General features: G+C 68.6%; 18 protein-coding genes. 11 read left to right on the top strand and 7 right to left on the bottom strand.

Features of this window, described 5'->3' with window-relative positions; translation table 11 throughout:
• Position 1 precedes the first annotated feature (1 nt).
• Entirely contained in the window at positions 2–670 is a 669-nt protein-coding gene (locus tag P1L40_RS16060) for a halocyanin domain-containing protein (RefSeq protein WP_284008480.1), read from the bottom strand.
• Positions 671–1,407: 737 nt separating this feature from the next.
• Between P1L40_RS16060 and P1L40_RS16065 the strand changes: the two genes are divergently transcribed.
• From P1L40_RS16065 to P1L40_RS16095, 7 genes are all read left to right on the top strand, one after another.
• The gene (locus tag P1L40_RS16065; protein ID WP_284008481.1) at positions 1,408–1,716 is read left to right on the top strand and encodes a hypothetical protein; all 309 of its coding nucleotides are present in this window, start codon (positions 1,408–1,410) and stop codon (positions 1,714–1,716) included.
• Positions 1,717–2,155: 439 nt separating this feature from the next.
• Positions 2,156–5,293 carry a molybdopterin-containing oxidoreductase family protein gene (locus P1L40_RS16070; protein WP_284008482.1) on the top strand — a complete coding sequence of 1,046 codons (3,138 nt, stop codon included), beginning with the start codon at positions 2,156–2,158 and terminating at the stop codon, positions 5,291–5,293.
• The gene (locus tag P1L40_RS16075; protein ID WP_284008483.1) at positions 5,293–6,474 is read left to right on the top strand and encodes a 4Fe-4S dicluster domain-containing protein; all 1,182 of its coding nucleotides are present in this window, start codon (positions 5,293–5,295) and stop codon (positions 6,472–6,474) included. The genes P1L40_RS16070 and P1L40_RS16075 overlap by 1 nt, the downstream gene beginning before the upstream one ends.
• Before the next feature lie 14 nt (positions 6,475–6,488).
• Positions 6,489–7,196, top strand: coding sequence for a TorD/DmsD family molecular chaperone (locus P1L40_RS16080; RefSeq protein WP_284008485.1), 708 nt, complete (start codon positions 6,489–6,491; stop codon positions 7,194–7,196).
• Complete coding sequence (locus P1L40_RS16085) at positions 7,193–8,260, top strand: ethylbenzene dehydrogenase-related protein (RefSeq protein ID WP_284008486.1); 1,068 nt, start codon at positions 7,193–7,195, stop codon at positions 8,258–8,260. Before P1L40_RS16080 ends, P1L40_RS16085 begins: the two co-directional genes overlap by 4 nt.
• The gene (locus P1L40_RS16090) at positions 8,257–9,147 is read left to right on the top strand and encodes a HEAT repeat domain-containing protein (protein ID WP_284008487.1); all 891 of its coding nucleotides are present in this window, start codon (positions 8,257–8,259) and stop codon (positions 9,145–9,147) included. Before P1L40_RS16085 ends, P1L40_RS16090 begins: the two co-directional genes overlap by 4 nt.
• Positions 9,144–9,689: a hypothetical protein gene (locus P1L40_RS16095; RefSeq protein ID WP_284008488.1), complete on the top strand. Its 546-nt coding sequence runs from the start codon at positions 9,144–9,146 to the stop codon at positions 9,687–9,689. The genes P1L40_RS16090 and P1L40_RS16095 overlap by 4 nt, the downstream gene beginning before the upstream one ends.
• Here the strand turns inward: P1L40_RS16095 and P1L40_RS16100 are convergent.
• Positions 9,656–9,976: a DUF6199 family natural product biosynthesis protein gene (locus P1L40_RS16100; protein ID WP_284008490.1), complete on the bottom strand. Its 321-nt coding sequence runs from the start codon at positions 9,974–9,976 to the stop codon at positions 9,656–9,658. The genes P1L40_RS16095 and P1L40_RS16100 overlap by 34 nt on opposite strands.
• Before the next feature lie 100 nt (positions 9,977–10,076).
• Between P1L40_RS16100 and P1L40_RS16105 the strand changes: the two genes are divergently transcribed.
• Positions 10,077–10,514, top strand: a complete 438-nt coding sequence (locus P1L40_RS16105) for an SRPBCC family protein (protein WP_284008491.1) — start codon at positions 10,077–10,079, stop codon at positions 10,512–10,514.
• Positions 10,515–10,523: 9 nt separating this feature from the next.
• On the opposite strand, the gene P1L40_RS16110 is transcribed toward P1L40_RS16105, so the two are convergent.
• Positions 10,524–12,287, bottom strand: a complete 1,764-nt coding sequence (locus P1L40_RS16110) for a MutS-related protein (RefSeq protein WP_284008493.1) — start codon at positions 12,285–12,287, stop codon at positions 10,524–10,526.
• A 128-nt stretch (positions 12,288–12,415) separates the two neighbouring features.
• Here P1L40_RS16110 and P1L40_RS16115 point away from each other — a divergent pair, with 128 nt between their 5' ends.
• On the top strand, positions 12,416–13,012 hold the full coding sequence (locus P1L40_RS16115; RefSeq protein ID WP_284008494.1) for a zinc ribbon domain-containing protein: 597 nt from the start codon (positions 12,416–12,418) through the stop codon (positions 13,010–13,012).
• On the opposite strand, the gene P1L40_RS16120 is transcribed toward P1L40_RS16115, so the two are convergent.
• From P1L40_RS16120 to P1L40_RS16130, 3 genes are all read right to left on the bottom strand, one after another.
• The gene (locus tag P1L40_RS16120) at positions 13,013–13,636 is read right to left on the bottom strand and encodes a zinc ribbon domain-containing protein (protein ID WP_284008496.1); all 624 of its coding nucleotides are present in this window, start codon (positions 13,634–13,636) and stop codon (positions 13,013–13,015) included.
• 133 nt (positions 13,637–13,769) lie between these two features.
• Positions 13,770–16,595, bottom strand: coding sequence for a DEAD/DEAH box helicase (locus tag P1L40_RS16125; RefSeq protein WP_284008498.1), 2,826 nt, complete (start codon positions 16,593–16,595; stop codon positions 13,770–13,772).
• A gap of 50 nt (positions 16,596–16,645) precedes the next feature.
• Positions 16,646–17,131 carry a DUF7979 domain-containing protein gene (locus P1L40_RS16130; protein ID WP_284008500.1) on the bottom strand — a complete coding sequence of 162 codons (486 nt, stop codon included), beginning with the start codon at positions 17,129–17,131 and terminating at the stop codon, positions 16,646–16,648.
• 96 nt (positions 17,132–17,227) lie between these two features.
• Between P1L40_RS16130 and P1L40_RS16135 the strand changes: the two genes are divergently transcribed.
• Positions 17,228–17,998 (top strand): creatininase family protein, encoded by a 771-nt coding sequence (locus tag P1L40_RS16135; protein ID WP_284008501.1) that lies wholly within the window; start codon positions 17,228–17,230, stop codon positions 17,996–17,998.
• 1 nt (position 17,999) lies between these two features.
• Complete coding sequence (locus tag P1L40_RS16140; protein WP_284008503.1) at positions 18,000–18,266, top strand: hypothetical protein; 267 nt, start codon at positions 18,000–18,002, stop codon at positions 18,264–18,266.
• Here P1L40_RS16140 and P1L40_RS16145 read toward each other — a convergent pair.
• Positions 18,263–19,012 (bottom strand): metallophosphoesterase, encoded by a 750-nt coding sequence (locus tag P1L40_RS16145; RefSeq protein WP_284008505.1) that lies wholly within the window; start codon positions 19,010–19,012, stop codon positions 18,263–18,265. The two genes, P1L40_RS16140 and P1L40_RS16145, sit on opposite strands and share 4 nt — an antisense overlap.
• Positions 19,013–19,065 lie beyond the last annotated feature (53 nt).

Here is a 19,065-nt window from a genome sequence, read left to right on the forward strand (position 1 = left end):
CCTACTCACCGGTCTGTCGCCGCATGAGCGCGGCGAACGCCAGCGGCGAGAGAAACGCCATCACGATCACCGTCGCGAGCGCGCCGAGCGGGCCGGTCGCGGACCCGCCGCCGTCGGCCCCGTTGCGCTCTCCAGCAGCCGTTTCGGTCCCGCCCGCCGTCTGCTGGCTCGCCGTCGACTCGGTGCTCGACTGACTCGCCCCGGCGGTGCCGTCACCGCTCGGTGCGCCGGGTCTGACGACGACCGCGCCTTTCATCCCGAGCCCTTCGTGTGGCGTACAGACGTACCTGTAGGTCCCCTCGGTCTCGAAGGTGTGGCTGTAGGTGGTGTCTGCCGACGAGGCGAGCGAGCCAGAGTCTAGCGGGCCGCCATCGGCCGATTTGACGTTGTGGCCCCCTCCCTTGCCGGACCACGTCCAGACGACCTCGGTTCCGGGGTTGACCAGCACGGCCGCGGGGCCGAAGGCGAACGCGCCGTTGTTCCCCTGTGCGCCGACCGTGATCTCGACGGTGTCCTGGCCGCGCCTGTCGACTGTGCCGTCGAAGTTCGACACGTCGTCGAACCAGCCGCCGTAGTCGGGCGATTCCTGGGCCGATACCGTCGCCGTGGCGCCCAGCGCGGCCGTCCCGGCCGCCGTCTGGGCGAACTGCCGTCGTGTTATCGAGTGCATGGTACCTGTCCTGTTGGCTGGAGACCACACGACGCGGCGTGCGGGTCGTCCGTTTTCGGGTAGGGTATCGATCCGTCTAAAGCACCGCTCGCGTTCTCAGCTCGCAGGAACGCGGCCGAACGTGTCCGTCCGTGTCACTCGTTGACTACCGTGAAACAGATTTAATATGTCACCCATTCACGATGGAAACACGTCGTTCGCACCGGCGTGGTGATCCAATGATCCAGTGTATTCCGACGCCGCCGTCGACCGCCCCGCTCCGCTGGCAGTCCAGCGGAGTGGCGGCCACCGAGTACGGGCCCGCACCCGTGCTCGGGGCCGTGCCTCTTGGCGAGGGTCGGAGTGGACTGGTGGACACCCGAACGGTGCCCACTCCACGTGGGGCTCTATAGGCACACGCCGTCGCCGTGGGACGGAGGCCGGGTCGCGCCGGCCTCCCACTGCGGTGTCGGATCGATTCGTTCGATACCAGCCTCCGATCCACCACCGACGGTGTCGTCCGTCGGGTCGAGAACGGTATTCCGTCACTGACTCTGGTCGGTGACGACGTTTCCCGGCCCCGACCGGGTCGGAGCGCCGACCGCACAGCACTCCCCAGCACCAGCGCCATCCAGCGGGTTCCTCCGTCGAGGGGAATCCCGAGTCGCCCGACTCGAAGCACGCTCCGCCGCGTGGCGACACCCCGACGTGCTCGGTTGGCGAGCGCCCGTCCCGGTTCGACTCCGGCCGTCGGCATTATGTCGCTCTCTGCGACTGTTCCGGTCGACGCATCGGCTGCTGTCTCACTACGTGTCCCGCGCGGCGGGTCCGAGGACCTCGAAGCCGGCGTCGCCAGCGTCCTCGATGGCATCGACGTTGTCCGCGATGTCTCCATCGAGCGCGTGACACGCGTCCGACCGACCTGGACCGACATCCGGGTCGACGCCGACGTGGCACTGACCGTCGCCGTCCCTCAGACCGACGACCCCGTCGACGCCTGCGTGACTCGCCTCGAAGACGGCTTCGGTATCACCGGCGTGGACGCCGTCGTCGTCGACGACGCGTGAGCGGCACGCCGCTGCCTCCGCCGCCCTGGTGGACACCGCTCGTGCGGGTTCGATTCCCGCCCGGAGGCCTTATGCATCGTATGCATCTCGCTGCCGCGCTCGACCGGCAGCGCCGACAGCAGGATCGCTCGAACGACCGCCGACGCCGCCGGCGTCGGTAATCGTGTGGTGGCCGGGCGCGGTCACCACGCCCCGCCCACTCCCGCCGTTGCGACACCGCTAGTCCGTACCCGCTGGCGCTCGCTTCCACACATGAAGGGCCGTACAATTACGGCTCGTTCGAATCACAGTCTCCGGACACCCAAATCCCTTCTCCCGGAGACGTTCGGCCCCGTTCCCGACCGTCTGGAACGGGAGCCCCGATACAAACCCACGCGTTTCACAGATGGGGGTGCATGAACCGACACTGCTGGCAGCCCACGGACAGGGGTGAGCGGGCGTGACACTCTCCAGACGTGACTTCCTGAGCGCCGCCGGTGCTGGCGCCGTCGGTGCCCTCGTCGGCAGCGGGTGGGGGGCCTCACAGGCCACCGACCCGGTCACGGACGTGGACAACCCGCTCAAGGCCTACCCCAACCGCGAGTGGGAACAGGTGTACCGCGACATCTACGCCTACGACGATGTCGACTGGACGGTCTGTCACCCCAACTGTACGCAGTCGTGTGCGCTGAACTTCTACATGAAAAACGGCGTCCCGATCCGCGCCGAGCAGGTCTACCACAACGAGGAGCCCTCGGTCGGCCCCTCGGGGTACGAGGACGCCGGCGTCAGCCAGGCCTGGAACCCCCGGGGGTGTATGAAGGGACTGACGCTGCACCGCCGCACGTACGAGCCCTCACGGATCAAGTATCCGATGGTCCGCAAGGGGTGGTCACCCGACGACCCCAACCCCGAGGGCCGGGGCGAAGACGAGTTCGAACGGGTCTCCTGGGACGAGGCGCTGGACCTGCTGGCCGAGAAGATGGCCCGGTTGGAGGACAACAAGCAGTTCCACATCTTCAACGCGATCAAGGCCGACGGGCTGTTTACCCGTCACGGCGCCGGCCGACGGCTCGCGTCGATCTTCGGCGGCTGTGAGTGGACCGAGTACGACTGGTACGCCGACCTGCCGCCGGGCCACGTCATCACGACGGGCTACCAGACCAGCGACGCCGACGCCTCGGCGTGGCGGCAGGCCGACTACACGATCATCCAGGGCAAGAACCTCATCCACAACAAACTGGCGGACAACCACTTCCTGCAGGAGACCCGCGAGCGCGGCGGGGAGATGGTCGGCATCTACCCGGACTACTCCCCGACCGTCCAGAAGTGCGACCGCTGGCTTCCGGTTCGGCCGGGCAGCGATCCCGCGGTCCCGCTGGGGATGGCCCACGTCATCATCGACGAAGGGCTGTACGACGCCGAGTTCATGCGCAAGTTCACGAGCCTCCCGCTCCTGGTCCGGGAAGACGACGGGAAGTACCTCCGTGCCCACGAGGTGTTCTCCGACCACGAACCGCCGGCGGAGGCGGACGAACACGACTGGGGCGAGTTCGTCGTCCTCGATCAGTCGGGATCGCCGGTCCCGATGGATCGGGAGTCGGTCGGCGAGGAGATGCCAGCGACGCCACGACTCGATGTCGACACCGACGTATCGTTGGCAGCGGGTGAGAGCGTCTCCGTCCGCAGCGACTTCGCCCGCCAGCGGGACAACGTGATGGCGAACTACGATCCCGAGACGGTCGCGGAGATCACGACGATCCCGGCCGACGCGCTGAGGAAGACCGCCCGGGAGTTCGCCGACGCCGAGCGTGCCCAGTGGTTCACCGGCGAGGGGACCAACCACTGGTTCCACGCCAACGACTCGCTCCAGCGCTCGATCTTCTTCGTCCAGTCGATGCTCGGCAACATCGGCAGCCCGGGGAAGGGTTACTACAACTACTCGGGCCAGTACAAGATCGAACTGCTGGACGGCTACCCCCACTACGTCAACCCCGACGGCCACGCCGCCCACGGGATGTACCCCGGCTACGCCTTCGCTTTCTTCGGCGGCGAGCAACTGGACCCCCACGCGATCCGCGGGGACTTCGACGAGGACCTCGATCTCGTGCCACAGGGCGACGCCGACGAGCCCGTGATGCCGAAAGGCGCCGACTCGTACACGATGTCGAAGCCGACGGTCCTGTGGACGATGAACTGCAACCTCCTGAACCAGACCAAACACCAGGAGCACGTCATCGAGAACTTCGTCAAACACCCCGAGACTGGCAACGACCTGTTCGTCGTCTCGGACATGCACATGACCTACTCGGCCCGTCACGCCGACATCGTGCTTCCCGTCCCCTCCTGGCTCGAATGTGACTACCCCGACATCACGGTCGGCCCGGAGAACCCCTTCGTCCACATGGACCACGGCATCATGGACCCGATCTACGACACCAAACAGGACGGGGAGGCCATCGCCTTGCTGGCCGAGACACTCGACGAGAAGATTCCACCGGAGGACCGCAACGTCGACTCCTATCGCTCGTACTTCGATAAGTTCCTCGACGACGACAAAGACCCCGTCGAGTACATCCGCGAGACCTTCGACAAGGGGATGACCACACGGAGTATCGATGTCGAGGATCTCCGGGACGGCCCGGAACGGTTGGACCTGAAGACGTATCCGCGCATCCCGTTCTACTCGCAGATCCACGAGGACCGCCCGTTCTACACCAAGACCGGCCGGATGGAGTTCCACAAGGAGGAAGACCGCTTCCTCGAACTCGGCCGGGACGACTTAGACCACATCGAGAGCGTCGAGGGAACACCCTACGGCGTGAACCAGCGGTGGGACGAGGCCAAAGACGAGGAGAACCCGCTCTACCACGAGGAGGGCAACCAGTTCTACTACAACACTCCCCATCCGAAGTACCGGACCCACTCCTCGTGGGGGATGACCGACTGGAACCTCATCTGGTCGGCCCGTGACTTCGGGAGCGTCAGCGCCGATCCGGAGGGAACCGATCGCCTGGTCGACGACTTCTCGTTCCCGCAGGGCGACGGCGAGACGGCCGACGCGCCGCCGCTCGGCGAACCGTTCGTCGAGATCCACCCGGAGGACGCGGCCGACATCGATGTCGAGAACGGCGACTACGTCCGCATCTCCGGGAAGCGGGGCGACCTCGTGGTCCGGGCGATGGTCAGCGAGCGCCAGCGGCCCCGCTCGGCCGGCGACATGGGGCAGTTGACCCTCTGGCACGGCTGGTGGCCCCAGCAGTTCCCGGACGACGAGGCCGACGACGACAGCATCAAGGGGTACAACACGATGACGAACATCTGGCTCGACCCGCTCCAGGAGACCGACGAACTGGTCCACAAAGCGGTCTTCGGTGACCCGAACGTCGCCGAAGAGATCGACGAGGAGATCGTCTGGCACGGCGCCGAACTGGAACACGGCTACGAGGAGACGGTGTGGGCGCCGACGGGGACCAACCGCGACGACCTCGTCGACGTGGAGAAGTACGCCGAGGCCGACTGGTGGCCCGGCGACGCCCGCCGGGACGACCTGGTCCAGGACTACATCGGTGGCAGTCTCCAGGGGGGTGACAGCTGATGCCCGACGTGTACAACCCCCAACTGGGCCGCGAACAACCGTATCCCTACGAACACCGGGCCGAGGACCGGGACTACCACTGGGGCATGGTCATCAACACGAACCGGTGTATCAACTGCAACACCTGCTCCTTTGCCTGTAAATCCACCTGGACCTCCGGTGAGGGCGAGGAGTACATGTGGTGGATGAACGTCGAGACCGAGCCCTACGGCGGCTACCCGATGGGCTGGGACATGAAACTGCTCTCTGAACTGGAGGAGGGCCAGACCATCTTCGAGGCCGCCGACAGCGGCGAACAGGCGACGGGGTACATCGCCGCCAAACAGGAGTGGGAGTACCCCGCGCTGGGCGACGACCAGGTCCACGGCGAGTACCCCACCGGCGAGACCGTCGAGTCGGACCTGGAGAACGACGAGTACCACGACATCTGGCAGTTCTACCTCCCGCGGCTCTGTAACCACTGCAAGAACCCGGCCTGTCTCGCGGGCTGTCCGCGCCAGGCCATCTACAAGCGCGAGGAGGACGGTATCGTCCTGCTGGACCAGGAGCGCTGTCGGGGCTACCGCCGGTGTGTGAAAGCCTGTCCGTACCACAAGCCGATGTACAACCCCGAGACGGGGATCACCGAGAAGCCGGTCGGCTGTTACCCCCGGATCGAGGAGGGCAACGTCCCCCGGTGTGTCTCCTCGTGTATCGGCAAGACCAGACTGCACGGCAACATCAACCGTGGCCCCGACGCGGGCCACGCCGGCGGCAAGAAGTCGGCGGCCGACGGCCGCTCGCCGATCAACCACCTGGTCCACTCCGACGAGAAGGTGGCCCTGCCGCTGTACCCCCAGTTCGGGACCCAGCCGCAGGTGTTCTACATGCCCCCCTATCACGTCCCGCCGGAGTTCCTGACCCAGATGTTCACCCCCAACACCGAGCAAAAGCACAACGACTGGCCGGGGTCGACCTACGAGGAGTCCGTCCGGATCGTTCAGGAACGGGCCAGAGACCCGAGTCACCACACGCTCGGGATCCTCCAGTTGTTCGGGGCGACGACACGGCTCATCGAGACCTACACGGTCAAGGAGAACAAAGTGAAGGGGTGGGACCAGGACGGCGAGAAGGTCGTCGACGTGCCCATCTACGAGGACATCGAGGTCCGCGAGGGCGAACAGTGGACGAACCAACCATGACTGGAGGTGACACGATGACAGAGACGCCAGCGTTCCACGCCGCCCGTGCGGGGCTGTACGCTGCCGTCGCGGGCGCGTTCGTCTATCCGGAAGCAGCGACAGTCGAGGAGCTGACCGACCGCGATGCGCTCGAAGGAATCGAACGAGCGGGTCGGCGGACTGGAGTCGAAGCGGAGGCAGCGGCGTTCACCGACGCACTCGCCGACTGCTCGCCGGTCGCCCTCCAGGCGGAGTACAACGACCTGTTCGGCGTCCCCGACGAGGACGGGACGTACGCCGTCGTTCCCTACGAAGGAAACTACACGGTCGGCTCCGAGATCGACGACGAGCAGCGCCGGATCGCGGCGGTCGTCGGCCTGTTAGAGACGGTCGGGCTCGAACCGAGCGACGAGTTCCGCGAACGCCAGGACCACGTCGCGACGGAACTGGAACTCATGCAGGTCGCCGCCGGGCAGCGCGCGGTCGTCCACGAGCGCGCCAGCGACCCCGAGGAAAACGAGGTGCTCGACGAGATCGTCGGCGTCGAGTCGGCGGTACTCTCGAACCACTTGATCGACTTCGTCCCGGCCTTCGCCCACGATGTCCGCGAGGCGACCGACTGTGACGTGTACCTGGCCGCTGCGGACCTCGCGCAGTCGCTCGTCGAGTCCGACGAGTCGCTGCACCCGCCGGCGCCGGCGGACCCGGACGACATCTCGGAGAGGGGGGTGGTCGGCCGATGAGCGTCGGTGAGCTCCGCGACACTCTCGGTTCGGTGGACCTGCTCGACGGGGACGCCGCGGTCCGCGCGACGGCCGTCTCCCTGGCCGTCGTCCTCGGACTCCTCCTGGTCCAGGGCGCGGTCGCGGCGGCGGTCACCGGCCCGGGCCAGCCGACAGCACAGGTCCAGCGTGCGCCCCTGTCGCCGACGGCGACGACGTGGAGCGACGTGCCCAGCCAGACCGTCTCCCTCCAGAAACAGCAGATGGCGGTCCCCTACGGCGGCGGCTCCGTCGGCGAGATGGACGTACAGGTCGCCACGAACGACTCCCACGTCGCCTTCCGCCTCTCCTGGGCCGACCCGACCCGCGACGCCGCCATCCAGTCGCCACGGAACTTCAGCGACGCCGTGGCGGTGATGGCCCGTACGGGGAGCCAGCCGCCGATCACGATGGGCGCGACCGGCAAACCGGTCAACATCTGGTACTGGCGGGCCAGCTGGCAGTTCCGCAACACGAGCGCTCCCTGGAGCAACGACATGTACGCCTACCCGCACCCGGACGCCGAGACCAAGCCCGGCCAGGCGGCCGGGAACCCCCTCTCGAAGGCGACCTACGAGCAGTACGCCCAGAACTACTACGCGAAGGGGTACGGCTCGCTGAGCGACGCCCCGACCCAGCCAGTCAGGGCCCGCGGAGCCCGGACCGACGGCGAGTGGGCAGTGTCGTTCGTCCGCGAGCGGTCGACCGACGGGCAGTTCGACGCCGCCTTCGACGGCTCCGAGACGGTGTATCTGGCCTTCGCCGTCTGGAACGGCAGCGCCGACGAAGTGAACGGGAAGAAGTCGATCACGCTGCGGTACTCGACGCTCGACCTCTCGTCGGGGACGTTCTCGCCGCCGGCACAGTCCAGCGGTGGTGACGGCGGCAGCGGGTCGGGCGACGACGGGACCGCTGCTGGCGGGGCTGGCGGGAGCGCAGGCGGCGGCCCCGTCGGTTTCCTCGACGGCTTCGGCGGACTGATGGGCACCGCGCTCGCGGCCATCGCGGCGTCCTGGACGGTCGCGTACTGGAGGCTCACACGATGACACTCGACGACTATCACAGCGCCCGTAACGGCGCACCGGCCACCGACGAACCGGCTCTCAGGGAGTGCCTCGACAGCTCCGAGCAGCGACGGGACGCGGCCCTCGCGCTGATCGATGTCGCCGACAGACAGGGACTCGACGACCGAACCGTCGACGCACTCGACGGTGTGGTCCGCGAGGCGACCGATCCCGAGGCCCGACAGTACGCCGTCGAAGCCCTGGGGACCGCCGGTGTCGGCACCGAAAGCGTCCGGCGAGCGCTCGACGACGACCACGAGTGGGTGCGTGCGGAGGCCGTGGTCGCGCTCTCGCGGACGGACCCGAGTGACACCGACCGGCTCGAGAGCGCCATCGAGGACGACAGCGGCTGGGTCCGGCGCAACGCCATCGTGGCCCTCGGGAAACTGGGGGCCGTCGATCAGCCGCTACTCGTCGACCGGATCAAGTCCGACGGCCATCCCGCCGTCCGGGAGTACGCGGCGCAGTTCCTCGGCGAAGTCACCGAGGACACCGAGGCAGTCGTCCGCATCCTCGCGGCGGTGCTGGCCCGGGAACCCAACGCCTACGTCCGGGCGAAAGCCGCCGACAGCCTGGGCGAACTCGGGACCGACCGCGCCGAGGAGGCCCTGGAGTCCCAGGGGTTACACGACCGTAGCGAGGACGTGCGCCGGACCGCCAGGGTCGCACTGGCGAGCGCCCGGGGGACCGACCCCGAGGAGATCGACCTGCCGGACAGCGGGGAGACCGACGGCTCGCCCCCGATGACCCGGCCGCCGGGTGGCGCCGACGCGCCCAGCCCCACCGACCCGCGTGGCCCCGATCAGCCACAGCCAAGCGGTCCCGGGCCGGCGCCGAGTCGGGAGTACGACGGGGGTGACCACCGGTGAGCGAGTCCCCCGCCGAGCAGTCCGTGGGGCTGTCGATCCCCGAGGAGTACGCCGGCGAGTTCGTCGCCGAAGTGTTCGAGGACGCCGAGCGGTCGACCGACTGGCCGGGCGTCGTCGACGCCTTCGTCCCGCCCGCCCGACGCGAGGAGTGGGGAGAACTGGACGCGACGGCACAGGTCTGTCAGGTGTTAGACCGGGCGGGCGCCTACGATCAGTCGGCCGTCGACGCCCTGGAGCGGATCGACGCCGACGCCGAGCGACCGGCGGCCCGCGAGAAGTTCGACGAGGCGATCCGGTGCCGGCACAACGCAGACGGCTTCCGAAACGCCGTCGCCGACGCCTACGCCAGGGGACGAATCGACGACGACGGGCTGGTCGCGGCGGTCGAACGGACGGACTTTGGGACCGACACCATCGCTCGTCGCGAGGAGCTACTGGAACTGATCGCGGAGAAACACGAGTTCGAGTTCCGGCCCTACGGCGGGACCTTACTCGACGGCGAGCGGTTTCAGACCGACTCGTCGGACTCGGCGACCTGGTGATCGTCGCCACCGGGTTCGTCGTCCCCGAGCACGTCGGACAGTTCCTCGTCCGGCGCTTCGACGAGGTCGCCGGCCAGGAGGCCGGTCAGTCCGGTGACGAGCATCCCGACGCCGGCGATCCGGGTCGATCGGACGTACCACTGTTTGGGTTCGAGGTCGCCGGGGTTCTCGTAGCCGCTCAGGAGGAGCCTCGCGTTCAGTTTGATCGCTTGCCGGGGCAGGAAAACGGCAAGCAGTCCCTGGACGACCATGTACGCGTACCCGACTGGGAGGAGTCGTCGTATCATCGTTCGGACGTAGGGACTCCACCACCGTCAACGCTCGCCTCGGAACAGCGGGCCACGACGGAGCCGGTCACATTAATCCGCGCAGGCCGTCCCCTCCCACATGGCAGTCGAGACGATCGACGAGGTCCGGATCGACGCACCCGTCGAACGGGTGTTCGCGTTCATGGACGAGCCGACGAACCAGGCGGCGGTGACGCCCAGCCTCGCCGTCGCCGAACGCATCGAGCGGCTGGACAACGGCGGCAACCGCGCCCGGTACGTCTACCGGATGGTCGGACTGACCTTCGAGGGGGAAGTCCGGGCGCGCCGGTACGAGCCACCCGAGCGGATCGACTACGATCTCGTCGGCGATCTCACCGGTACGATCACCTGGACGTTCGAGCCAGAGGACGGCGGGACGCGGCTCACGTACGCGGCCAGCTACGACGTACCGGGCCCGCTCCCGGAGTGGCTGTTGGCGCCGGTGATTCGGTGGTACAACGCACGCGAGGTCCGGCAGTTGTTGGTGGCGGTCCGGGAACGGCTCGAAGCCTCATAGCTCGCCTCCTCAGCCGCCGTCGCCGTCGGTCCAGCGCGCGTCCGAGAGCGTCCGCTGGACCGCCTCCTCGCCGACGGCGTGGGCCAGCGTCTCGAAGCCCGACCGTTCGACCGGGTCGCTGGCGTTCGCGACCAGCCGCGAGACGATGAACTCCGGGGTGGACCTGCCGACGGTGCCGAAACGTGGCTGATAGTCGACCTGGAGGTCCAGGTCCGGATCGAGTCCCTCGGCGAAGATGCCGTCGGTCCGGGCCGTCTCGGGCAGCGGCTCCAGATCGGCGGCCAGGTGGGTGACGAACACGCCCAGCGCGCCCCGGTCGACGGTCAGCGTCACCAGGCCGTGCAACAGGTCGGCGGCCGAGCCCGGTTCGGTGATCGCCTCGAACTCGTCGACGAGCATCAGCGCCCGGTCGCCGCCGGTCAGCGGCGGGACGACCGACCGGAGCGTGGATTCGAGGACGCCGGCGTTGAACGAGGCGTGACGACGGTGGAAGACGACGGTGTCGACCACACCGACCTCGGCGGCCTCGGCCGGGACCGGCAGCCCCATCTGTGCGAGCAACTGGACCTGACAGAGCGTCTCCAGCAGCGTCGTCTTCCCGCCGGAGTTGGCGCCGGTGAGGACCGCGACGCGGTCGCCGCTTGGCGGGGCGTTCGGGCTCTGGACATCCAGCGTGTGATCGCCGACGGCGTAGGTGATCGGTTGCGGGTCGTCGACATCGGCGAGCGTGAGGTTCCGGGCATCGCGGACTGCGACGGTCTCCCGATCTTCGACGAGTGTCGGCCTGACGAGATCGAACGCGATAGCGAAGCGGGCGAGCGAGACCGACAGCGCGAGGTCGCCGACGGCCTCGACCGCTGCGTCGACCGTCTCGCGCGCGGCTTCGAGGTCGTCTTCCAGCCGATCGGCGACGGCCGACTCCCGCTGTTCCCGGTCGGCTCGGAGCCCGCTCCGGAGTTCCCGTAGCGCAGTCTCGACGAAGTCCCGGGCGTCCGTCGCCTCGCCGGGCATCGCCTCGCGGACCCGCGCCCGCGCCAACCCGGTCTCGTCGGTCACGTACCGCGCCAGTGCGTCCTGGAACTCCGACGGGCGTCCGGCGCCGTCCTGGACCGCCTCGACGACCTCGGCCGAGCCGGCCGCGAGGTCTTCGACGTGGCCCAACTGCTCACGGAGCCGATCCAGTTCCTCGTCGGCGCCGCGACCGACGCCGTCGCCCTCGCCTGCGAGACCGGCGAGCGCCGCCCGGGCCGACGTCAGGTGGTCGCTGTCCAGCGCTGCAACCGGCCCGAACACGCCGTCCGAGACACCGACCGCCTGGAGAGCGATCGCCGTCTCGACAGCGGCGCGGTCACCGCCAGAATCGTATCCCTCGAAGGAATCGACGACGGCGTCCCGCTTCTCCTCGGAGAGCGCTGCCCAGGTGTCCCGCGCAGAGAGCACGTCGTCGAGGCGTTCGTCCATCGATTCTTTCGAAGGCAGCGGCGTCAGCACGCGGACCCGGTCGGCGGCGTCCGGCGTGACGGCGTACTCCTCGGCCAGGTCGAGCAGTTCCTTGTAGACCTCACGAGTGTCCCGGGTGGCAAGCAGTTCCATCGACTCGGCGCCGCTGGCTCGCCGGAGGATTCGCGTCGCCCGGCCACGTGAGAGTCCAGCCGTCGTGAGTGTTCGGGTGTCGGCCGACTCGATCGCCTCGACGGCCCGTTCGACGCCCAGCTCCCCGGACAGCAGCTCGGCTGTCTTCGGGCCGATCCCCCAGTACTCCTCCAGTCGCATGGCGGGACCGTCGAGCGGTGGCCGCTTAGTCGTTGTTCTTGGACGCGGGCGGGAGGATCACCGCACCGCACGCCACCCCAGCGGGCACAGCCGCACGACTCAAGCCCCCAGGGGCGCAACCAGCGGCTATGGATTCCTGGCGCACGGCCGACGACCCGGCCTGTCCGGCCTGTGGCGAGCCCCTGGCGCCGACAGCCATGGAGTGTCCACACTGCGACGAGCAGTTCCTCTCCGAGGAGGAGGCCGAGGCGCTCGCCGAGCACCTGGCCGAGGCACTCGACGCGGAGCCCCGTGGGGCACCCCGGTGGGCCGTCCTCCTGACCGGGCTGGCGCTGGGGATCGCCATCGCACCGCTGGTGACCTACGCCGGCGTCATCGCGACCGGCGCCCGATCGCTCGGGGTCGTCGCCACGCTCTTGCTCGCCGGCTGGCTGCTCCCCGGACTGTATCTCGCCCGGTTCCGGAACCCCAGCGAAGTGCTCTCCCGGGGCCTCTATCTGGTCGTCGCCGGGATCGGCGCTGTCGTCGTCGCCGTCGGCTACGACACGTTTTCGGCCGGTACCTCGACCGTCTCGGGGGGGACGGCGCTGCTCCTGGCACTCCTCGCCGTTCCCGCAGTGGTCGCTGCGTTGCTGGCCAGACGGGCCTCGAACCGCGCGGCTCGCCAGCTCCGCGGCGAGCCCGGCCGACTCCACGAGCGGGCCGGCCTCGACGACGAGGAGTGACTACCCCTCCGTCCCGGCGCCCTCGGGGACGAACCGGCCGGCGATCCAGCCGACGACGGCGGCGATCACTGCCGGCACGCCGGCCATCAACAGCAGGACGAGGAAGAGGCTCCCGCGCTCGGCGAGACCGCCGTCGACGGCCACCAGCGGGCTGAGCGCGACCACCGGGACCAACAACAGGACCACAGCGACCGCGTAGCCGCTGTTCTCGACTGCGCCCTGGACGGTCCGGCGACGGACGAGATAGGCGGTCGATCCGAGCCACGCGAGGAGACCGAAGGCGATGGCCCACCCGCTCTGGGTCGCGACCCCGAGCACGATCGTTCCGACGAGTCCGACGACGATGCCGCCGGCGATGCCGACGACGGCAGTGAGCGTGTTGTCGACGAGGCCGTCCGGATCGAGGACCTGGTCGCCGGCTTCCTCGCCGGCGACGGTCGACGCTGTCGCCGTCTCGGCGTCGTCGGCCGATCCGGCCTGGACCTGGTCCCATACCCCGTCGTCGTTCTCGTCGGCAGCCTCCCACTCGTCGGTCAGGTCCGCCGAGCAGTGCATACAGTAGGTCGCGGTCAGACCGATGGGCTCGCCACACTCGGGACAGCGGGGGTCCTCGGGCGTGCTCATCTCAGTTCCACCGCCGCCGGGGTCCGGGCTCGCTTTGCGGCATTGGTACGTCCGTTCACACGACTCTCGTGGAGGATGTTTACTCTATGGGGTCAGTTCACACGGTGGGGGCGGGACGCTCGAACGCGCTCGCTCAGTCCCAGAACGACTGGGTGCGGGCGTACTCCCGTTCCTGGCGCAGGATGTCCCGGTAGAACTCGTCCTCGTCTTCCCGCAGACGGTTGATGATACGCGCGGCGTTGTGCGGGCCGACCCCGCGGGCCGCGAGCGCGACGACGGCCCGCTTCCCGTGACTCTGGACGAGTGATGCCGACCGGTAGGCGCGTTCGGTCATCGTCTCCTGCTCGTCGTCCTTCTCGCTCGCTCTGACTGCCGTCAGCACTTCGTCGGCCCAGGGGTTCAGCGCCGCGATCCGGGTCGAACCGCACTGTGGACACTCCGGTTGCTCGCGGACCCGCTTGACCTGCTGTCTGCGGTCCCACTCCTTGCAGTGGAGACAGGCGAGGATCACTCGGTCCTCCTGGATGCGCTCTCTGACCGTCTGGATGACGCTGGCGTCGGCGTTCTCCGGTGAGAGCAGTTCCCGGCCGGCCGAGCGGCCGCCCAGGCCGATTGGTGTCCGCTCGCCGACCGTCTCCAGGGCCAGTTCGCCCGACTGGAGCGCCGCCAGCAGGTCCGCCGTCTCCGAAAGGGCCAGGTCTTCGTGGCGGACTTCCCGCAGGGCTTCCTCGTACATCGGTGTGTCCTCCAGGGCCGCGAGCAAGCGGTCGCGGCCGAACTCCGTCGAGCCTCGACCACGCCAGCGCTTGAGCGAGCCGAACTTCGTGGCGACCTGGGCGAGTTTGAACTTCAGCGCGTCGGCGTTCTTCAGGCTCAACTCGACGAGCGCGGTGAGGTGGTCGGGGTCGGTCTCCTCGAACACCTCGACCACGTCGCCGGCGGTGATCTGTCGTGGCACCTCCAGTTCGATCCGGTAGGGGTCTACCTCCATCGCGACCGACGAACCGGCCCGCTGACCCAGTAGCGCCGACAGCACCCGGCCCAGCGTCTCGTTGATCTTGTGGCCGAAACAGGCGTTGACGACGACTTCCCGGCCCTGGAACTCGACGAGGACGGTCCCGTCGTCGGGGATCGGAGCCTCGTGGCCGTCCAGTTGTTCGAGCCCGCTCGCGACGGTCTCGGCGTCGGCGTCGTAGCGGGTAGCGACGTGGTCGGCGACGCTGTCGACGGGGGCGCCGTCCTGTAACTGTCTCCCCGCGACGCGACGGAGTTCGCCGACCTCCTGGGCGACGGCTTTCGGGACGGGGATCTCCGAGCCGGTCCAGGAGGGGACTTCGCCGGCGGGGTCCTCGATCGGCGAGACGGTCACCGTCTCCTTCTCCTCGTCGATGTTCGTGATCCGCCACATCTCGCCGCGCTGGACGAACACCTCCCCGGGGGTCGCGAAGTTGACGACGAACCGCTCGTCCAGGGTCCCGACCTGCTGGCCCGAGGCCACGTCCTCCACGTCGTAGGTCGCCTCGTCGGGGATCATCGAGAGGTTCTGATAGAAGTACTGCCAGGTCCCGCGGCGCTTCTCTAGGGTGTCACGCTCCTCGTCCAGCCAGACGACGTTGTTCTCGGCCAGTTCCCGGACGACCGCCTTGAACTGCTGTTCGGCCAGATCACGGAACGGGTACGCCCGCGTCAGCACGCGGTAGGCCTCCATCGCGCGGATCTCGCCGGTGTCCATCACGAGGCCGGCGATCTGGTTGGCGACGGTGTCGAGGCTGCCGTCGTGGATCTCGGCGGGTTCCACGTCCCCGTTGCGGGCCTGTCTGGCGATAGCCAGGGCTTCGAGCGTGTCGTCGGCGTGGGTTGTCACCACGGTCCCCGCAGAGACCTGGTCGCGGCGGTGGCCGGCGCGGCCGACCCGCTGGACCAGCCGCGACACCTGTCGGGGGCTCCCGTACTGGACGACGTGGTCGACGTGACCCACGTCGATCCCCAGTTCCATCGAGGAGGTACACAGCAACGCGTCGAGTTCGCCCCGTTTGAACGCGTCCTCGACCTCGATGCGGGCCTCCTTCGAGAGGGAGCCGTGGTGGACGCCGAGGTTCGTCCCGAGTTCCTTGAACCGCGAACCCAGCGCCTCGGCCGTCTGTCGCGTGTTCACGAACACCAGCACGGACTCGTGGTCGGTGATCAGGTCGTCGATGAACCGGACGTGGCTGGCCGTCTCGGCGTCGGTGACCAGTTCGCTGGAGAGGCGTTCGTCGCGGTCGGTCACCGCGGGGTGGACCACGTCGATCGACAGCCGGCTCCCGATGTCAACCTCGATCACGCGACAGCCCCGACCCGCGGTCAGGAACCGACCGACCTCCTGTGGGTCACCGACGGTCGCCGAGAGCCCGATCCGCTGGAACGGCCCCGAGAGCTCCCGTAGCCGTTCCAAACCGACGGTCAACTGCGCGCCCCGCTTGGCGGCCGCGAGTTCGTGGACTTCGTCGACGACGACGTGGTCGATGTCTTCGAGCGCGGTCCGGAGTTTCGACCCCGTGAGCATCGCCTGTAACGTCTCGGGCGTGGTCACCAGCACGTCCGGCGGATCGTTGGCCTGCTTCTGTCGCTGATAGTCCGTGGTGTCGCCGTGTCGCACGTCGACAGCCAGGTCCAGCGTTTCGCCCCACCACTCCAGACGCTCGCGCATGTCCCGGTTCAGCGCCCGCAGCGGGGTGATATACAGCGCGCCGATCCCGAAGCGGTCGCCGGACTCGACCAGCGAGTCGAGCACCGGTAACATCGCGGTTTCGGTCTTGCCGGTTCCGGTCGGTGCGACCACGAGGCCGTCACGGCCATCGGCAAGCGGTGGGATGGCCTTTCGCTGTGGCTCGGTCGGTGTCGAGAACCCGCGTTCGGAGAGGGCGCTCCGGACAGCGTCGCCGAGGGCGGAGAACGCAGCGACACCCGTCTCGCTCATCGGCTTCCATTACGGCTGGGCGAGGTTAAGCGCGTCGTGTCGGTGTGTGGTCAGCCGTCGGTCCCGCGGCGGCCGAGGACGACGTACCCGATACCGCTGGCGACGCAGATCACGAGGCCGACGGCGGCGACACCCATCCCGAGGACGAACCCGAAGAAGCCGGGTCCGATCGTCGTCCCGCCGTCCTGTCTGATCGTGTACAGCGTCCCGTTCCGTTCGACGAGGAAGGGCGGCTCCCGGTCGACGATCGGGTTCTCCAGGCGGGGCTCGTAGGTTCCGTAGTCGTCGCCGCTGCTGTTTGCGACGATGCGGTCGACCGCCCGCCGTTCGGCCGCCGACAGCGACCCGTACTCGATCGCCGTCCGACCGTCCACCACGTCGGAGCGCCCGTCTTCGGCGTAGTAGCCGTGCTCGACTCGGGTCTGTGTTAGCCCGTCGATCGCGCCCGCGCCGTAGCCGAGATACAGCGGTGCGGGGAGACAGAGCAGTCCGAGAAAAAAGACACGGACCGAAAGCGTCCGGTAGTCGACATCCATCTTCGTTCGGAGGGGCTCCGTCCGAATATATCGGTCTTGTGTTGTCCCCGCCCGCGCAGTCTCAACGTTGAAGGGGTTGGTCGCCCACCTGACCGTATGTACCTCGCCGACGAGGCCTGGCCGGACCTCGAATCGTACTTCGAAGCCGAGTCGCTGGCGCTGGTCCCGCTCGGATCGACGGAACAGCACGGTCCGCACCTCCCCGAGGGAACGGACCACATCATCGCCGAGGCGTTCGCCCGGCGGGCCGCCGAGGAGACGGGCTATCTCTGCACCCCGACGATAAACGTGGGCGTCAGCCCCCACCACCGGCAGTTCCATGGGACGATGTCCGTCGACGCGCCGGCCTTTCGCGACTACGTCGAGAGCCTGACCCGCAGTCTCACCGAGCACGGCATCGACCGGGTGCTCTACGTCAACGCCCACGGCGGTAACGTCGACCACCTCCGGGAGGTCGGGCGTCGCCTGCGCGACACCGAAACCATGTACGCCATCGAGTGGATGTGGGACGAGTCGATCACCGAGCGCATCCAGGAGGTCTTCGAGAGGCCCGGGCCACACGGCGGGCCGAAAGAGACCTCGCTCATCCAGCACCTCGCCGGCGAGTTGGTCCACGAGGACCGCATCGAGGACGCCCGCGACGGCGGCCTCGTCGAGTTCGACGAGTCCTCGGGCCGGGTCCACGGCGCCCGAACGTTCTACGACGCGATCGACAACACCGAAAACGGTGTCCTGGGCGACCAGACCGACGCCTCCGCGGCTGTCGGCGAGGAACTGTTCGAGGCAGCCCTGGAGCACCTCTGTAAGCTCTGTGAGTGGCTCGCCGCACAGCCCTTCGAGGACCTGATGCCGAAACCCCACGTCTGAGATGCAGCGCCGACGCGTCTACGGGACTCTGTTCGCCTGTTTCGGCTTCCTGGCGGTCACGAACGCCGCGCTGGGCGTCCAGGACGGAACGTGGTCGACGCCCGCCGTGGCGCTGACCGCGGGTGGCGGCGCCGTGACCTTCCTCACGGCGCTGGCCGTCGCAGTGCGGCCGGCCGTCCTCGCCCGCCGCACACGGACCGGGACGGCCGCCGCGCTGGCGTTCGGTGTCGTCTCGTTCGCCGCCGGAACGGTCCTCTCGCTGCTTTAGACCCGGCGGTACTCACCCAGTCGCGTCCCGTCCAGCAGGAACGCCTCGGCGTCGGTCAGCGCCGCCGGCAGGAACGGCGAGAGGAACGACTGGCCCTCGACGTTGACCCAGGTTCCCCCCGAGCGGTCGTTGAACGCCGGACAGACGACGATGTCGGCGTCGGTCTCGACCCGCTCGTCGAACTGCTCGGCGAACGGCGACGGGTCGAGCGGGCCACGGAGCCAGGCACGCTCCTTGCGTGCCCCGCCGACGGCGTCTTCGAGTCTGACGACCGGGTGCTCGTGGCCGACACAGACGAGGTCGGCCGCCAGCACGTCGGGAGCGGGCCAGGTGTGCCCGTGTGCGAACCCGACCGACCCGATCCGGATCCCGTGGGCCGGCGTCACCGTCACGTCGGCGTCCAGATCGGAGAGGACTGGTTCCAGGTCGCCGTCGTGGTTGCCCTTCACGAGAGTGACCGGGACCGGGAGCGCCTCGAACAGCGCGCCGAGTTCGGCCCGTTCGTCCTCGAACGGGTCCCCGATCGCGTGGCCGAGGTCGCCGACGACGACGAGCCGGTCGGCACCGGTCCGGTCCAGCAGGGCCAACAGCCGCTCCCGTCGGTCGGCGGCCGCCGACTGGAGCTCCACGCCCTCGTATCGAAGCCCCGCCTCGATGCCGGCGTGGTAGTCGGCGACGACCAGTAGCCGCTGGCCGTCGGTCTCGGCGGTCGCGGCCGGCGCTCCCGGGACCGGTTCGAGGTGCATCGGGACGCCGTACGGCGTCGGCGGCAAAAAGCGGCGCGGCTCGGCCGACCCGA

It is taken from the genome of Haloarcula pelagica, assembly GCF_030127105.1.
Lineage (GTDB): Archaea > Halobacteriota > Halobacteria > Halobacteriales > Haloarculaceae > Haloarcula > Haloarcula pelagica.

Excerpts from the sequence above, each read along its gene's own strand:
- P1L40_RS16130 (WP_284008500.1), bottom strand. The coding sequence starts at position 17,131 with ATGGATGTCGACTACCGGACGCTTTCGGTCCGTGTCTTTTTTCTCGGA.
- P1L40_RS16100 (WP_284008490.1), bottom strand. The coding sequence starts at position 9,976 with ATGATACGACGACTCCTCCCAGTCGGGTACGCGTACATGGTCGTCCAG.
- P1L40_RS16110 (WP_284008493.1), bottom strand. The coding sequence starts at position 12,287 with ATGCGACTGGAGGAGTACTGGGGGATCGGCCCGAAGACAGCCGAGCTG.
- P1L40_RS16135 (WP_284008501.1), top strand. The coding sequence starts at position 17,228 with ATGTACCTCGCCGACGAGGCCTGGCCGGACCTCGAATCGTACTTCGAA.
- P1L40_RS16080 (WP_284008485.1), top strand. The coding sequence starts at position 6,489 with ATGACAGAGACGCCAGCGTTCCACGCCGCCCGTGCGGGGCTGTACGCT.
- P1L40_RS16140 (WP_284008503.1), top strand. The coding sequence starts at position 18,000 with ATGCAGCGCCGACGCGTCTACGGGACTCTGTTCGCCTGTTTCGGCTTC.
- P1L40_RS16145 (WP_284008505.1), bottom strand. The coding sequence starts at position 19,012 with ATGCACCTCGAACCGGTCCCGGGAGCGCCGGCCGCGACCGCCGAGACC.
- P1L40_RS16075 (WP_284008483.1), top strand. The coding sequence starts at position 5,293 with ATGCCCGACGTGTACAACCCCCAACTGGGCCGCGAACAACCGTATCCC.
- P1L40_RS16125 (WP_284008498.1), bottom strand. The coding sequence starts at position 16,595 with ATGAGCGAGACGGGTGTCGCTGCGTTCTCCGCCCTCGGCGACGCTGTC.
- P1L40_RS16120 (WP_284008496.1), bottom strand. The coding sequence starts at position 13,636 with ATGAGCACGCCCGAGGACCCCCGCTGTCCCGAGTGTGGCGAGCCCATC.
- P1L40_RS16060 (WP_284008480.1), bottom strand. The coding sequence starts at position 670 with ATGCACTCGATAACACGACGGCAGTTCGCCCAGACGGCGGCCGGGACG.
- P1L40_RS16105 (WP_284008491.1), top strand. The coding sequence starts at position 10,077 with ATGGCAGTCGAGACGATCGACGAGGTCCGGATCGACGCACCCGTCGAA.
- P1L40_RS16090 (WP_284008487.1), top strand. The coding sequence starts at position 8,257 with ATGACACTCGACGACTATCACAGCGCCCGTAACGGCGCACCGGCCACC.
- P1L40_RS16115 (WP_284008494.1), top strand. The coding sequence starts at position 12,416 with ATGGATTCCTGGCGCACGGCCGACGACCCGGCCTGTCCGGCCTGTGGC.
- P1L40_RS16085 (WP_284008486.1), top strand. The coding sequence starts at position 7,193 with ATGAGCGTCGGTGAGCTCCGCGACACTCTCGGTTCGGTGGACCTGCTC.
- P1L40_RS16065 (WP_284008481.1), top strand. The coding sequence starts at position 1,408 with ATGTCGCTCTCTGCGACTGTTCCGGTCGACGCATCGGCTGCTGTCTCA.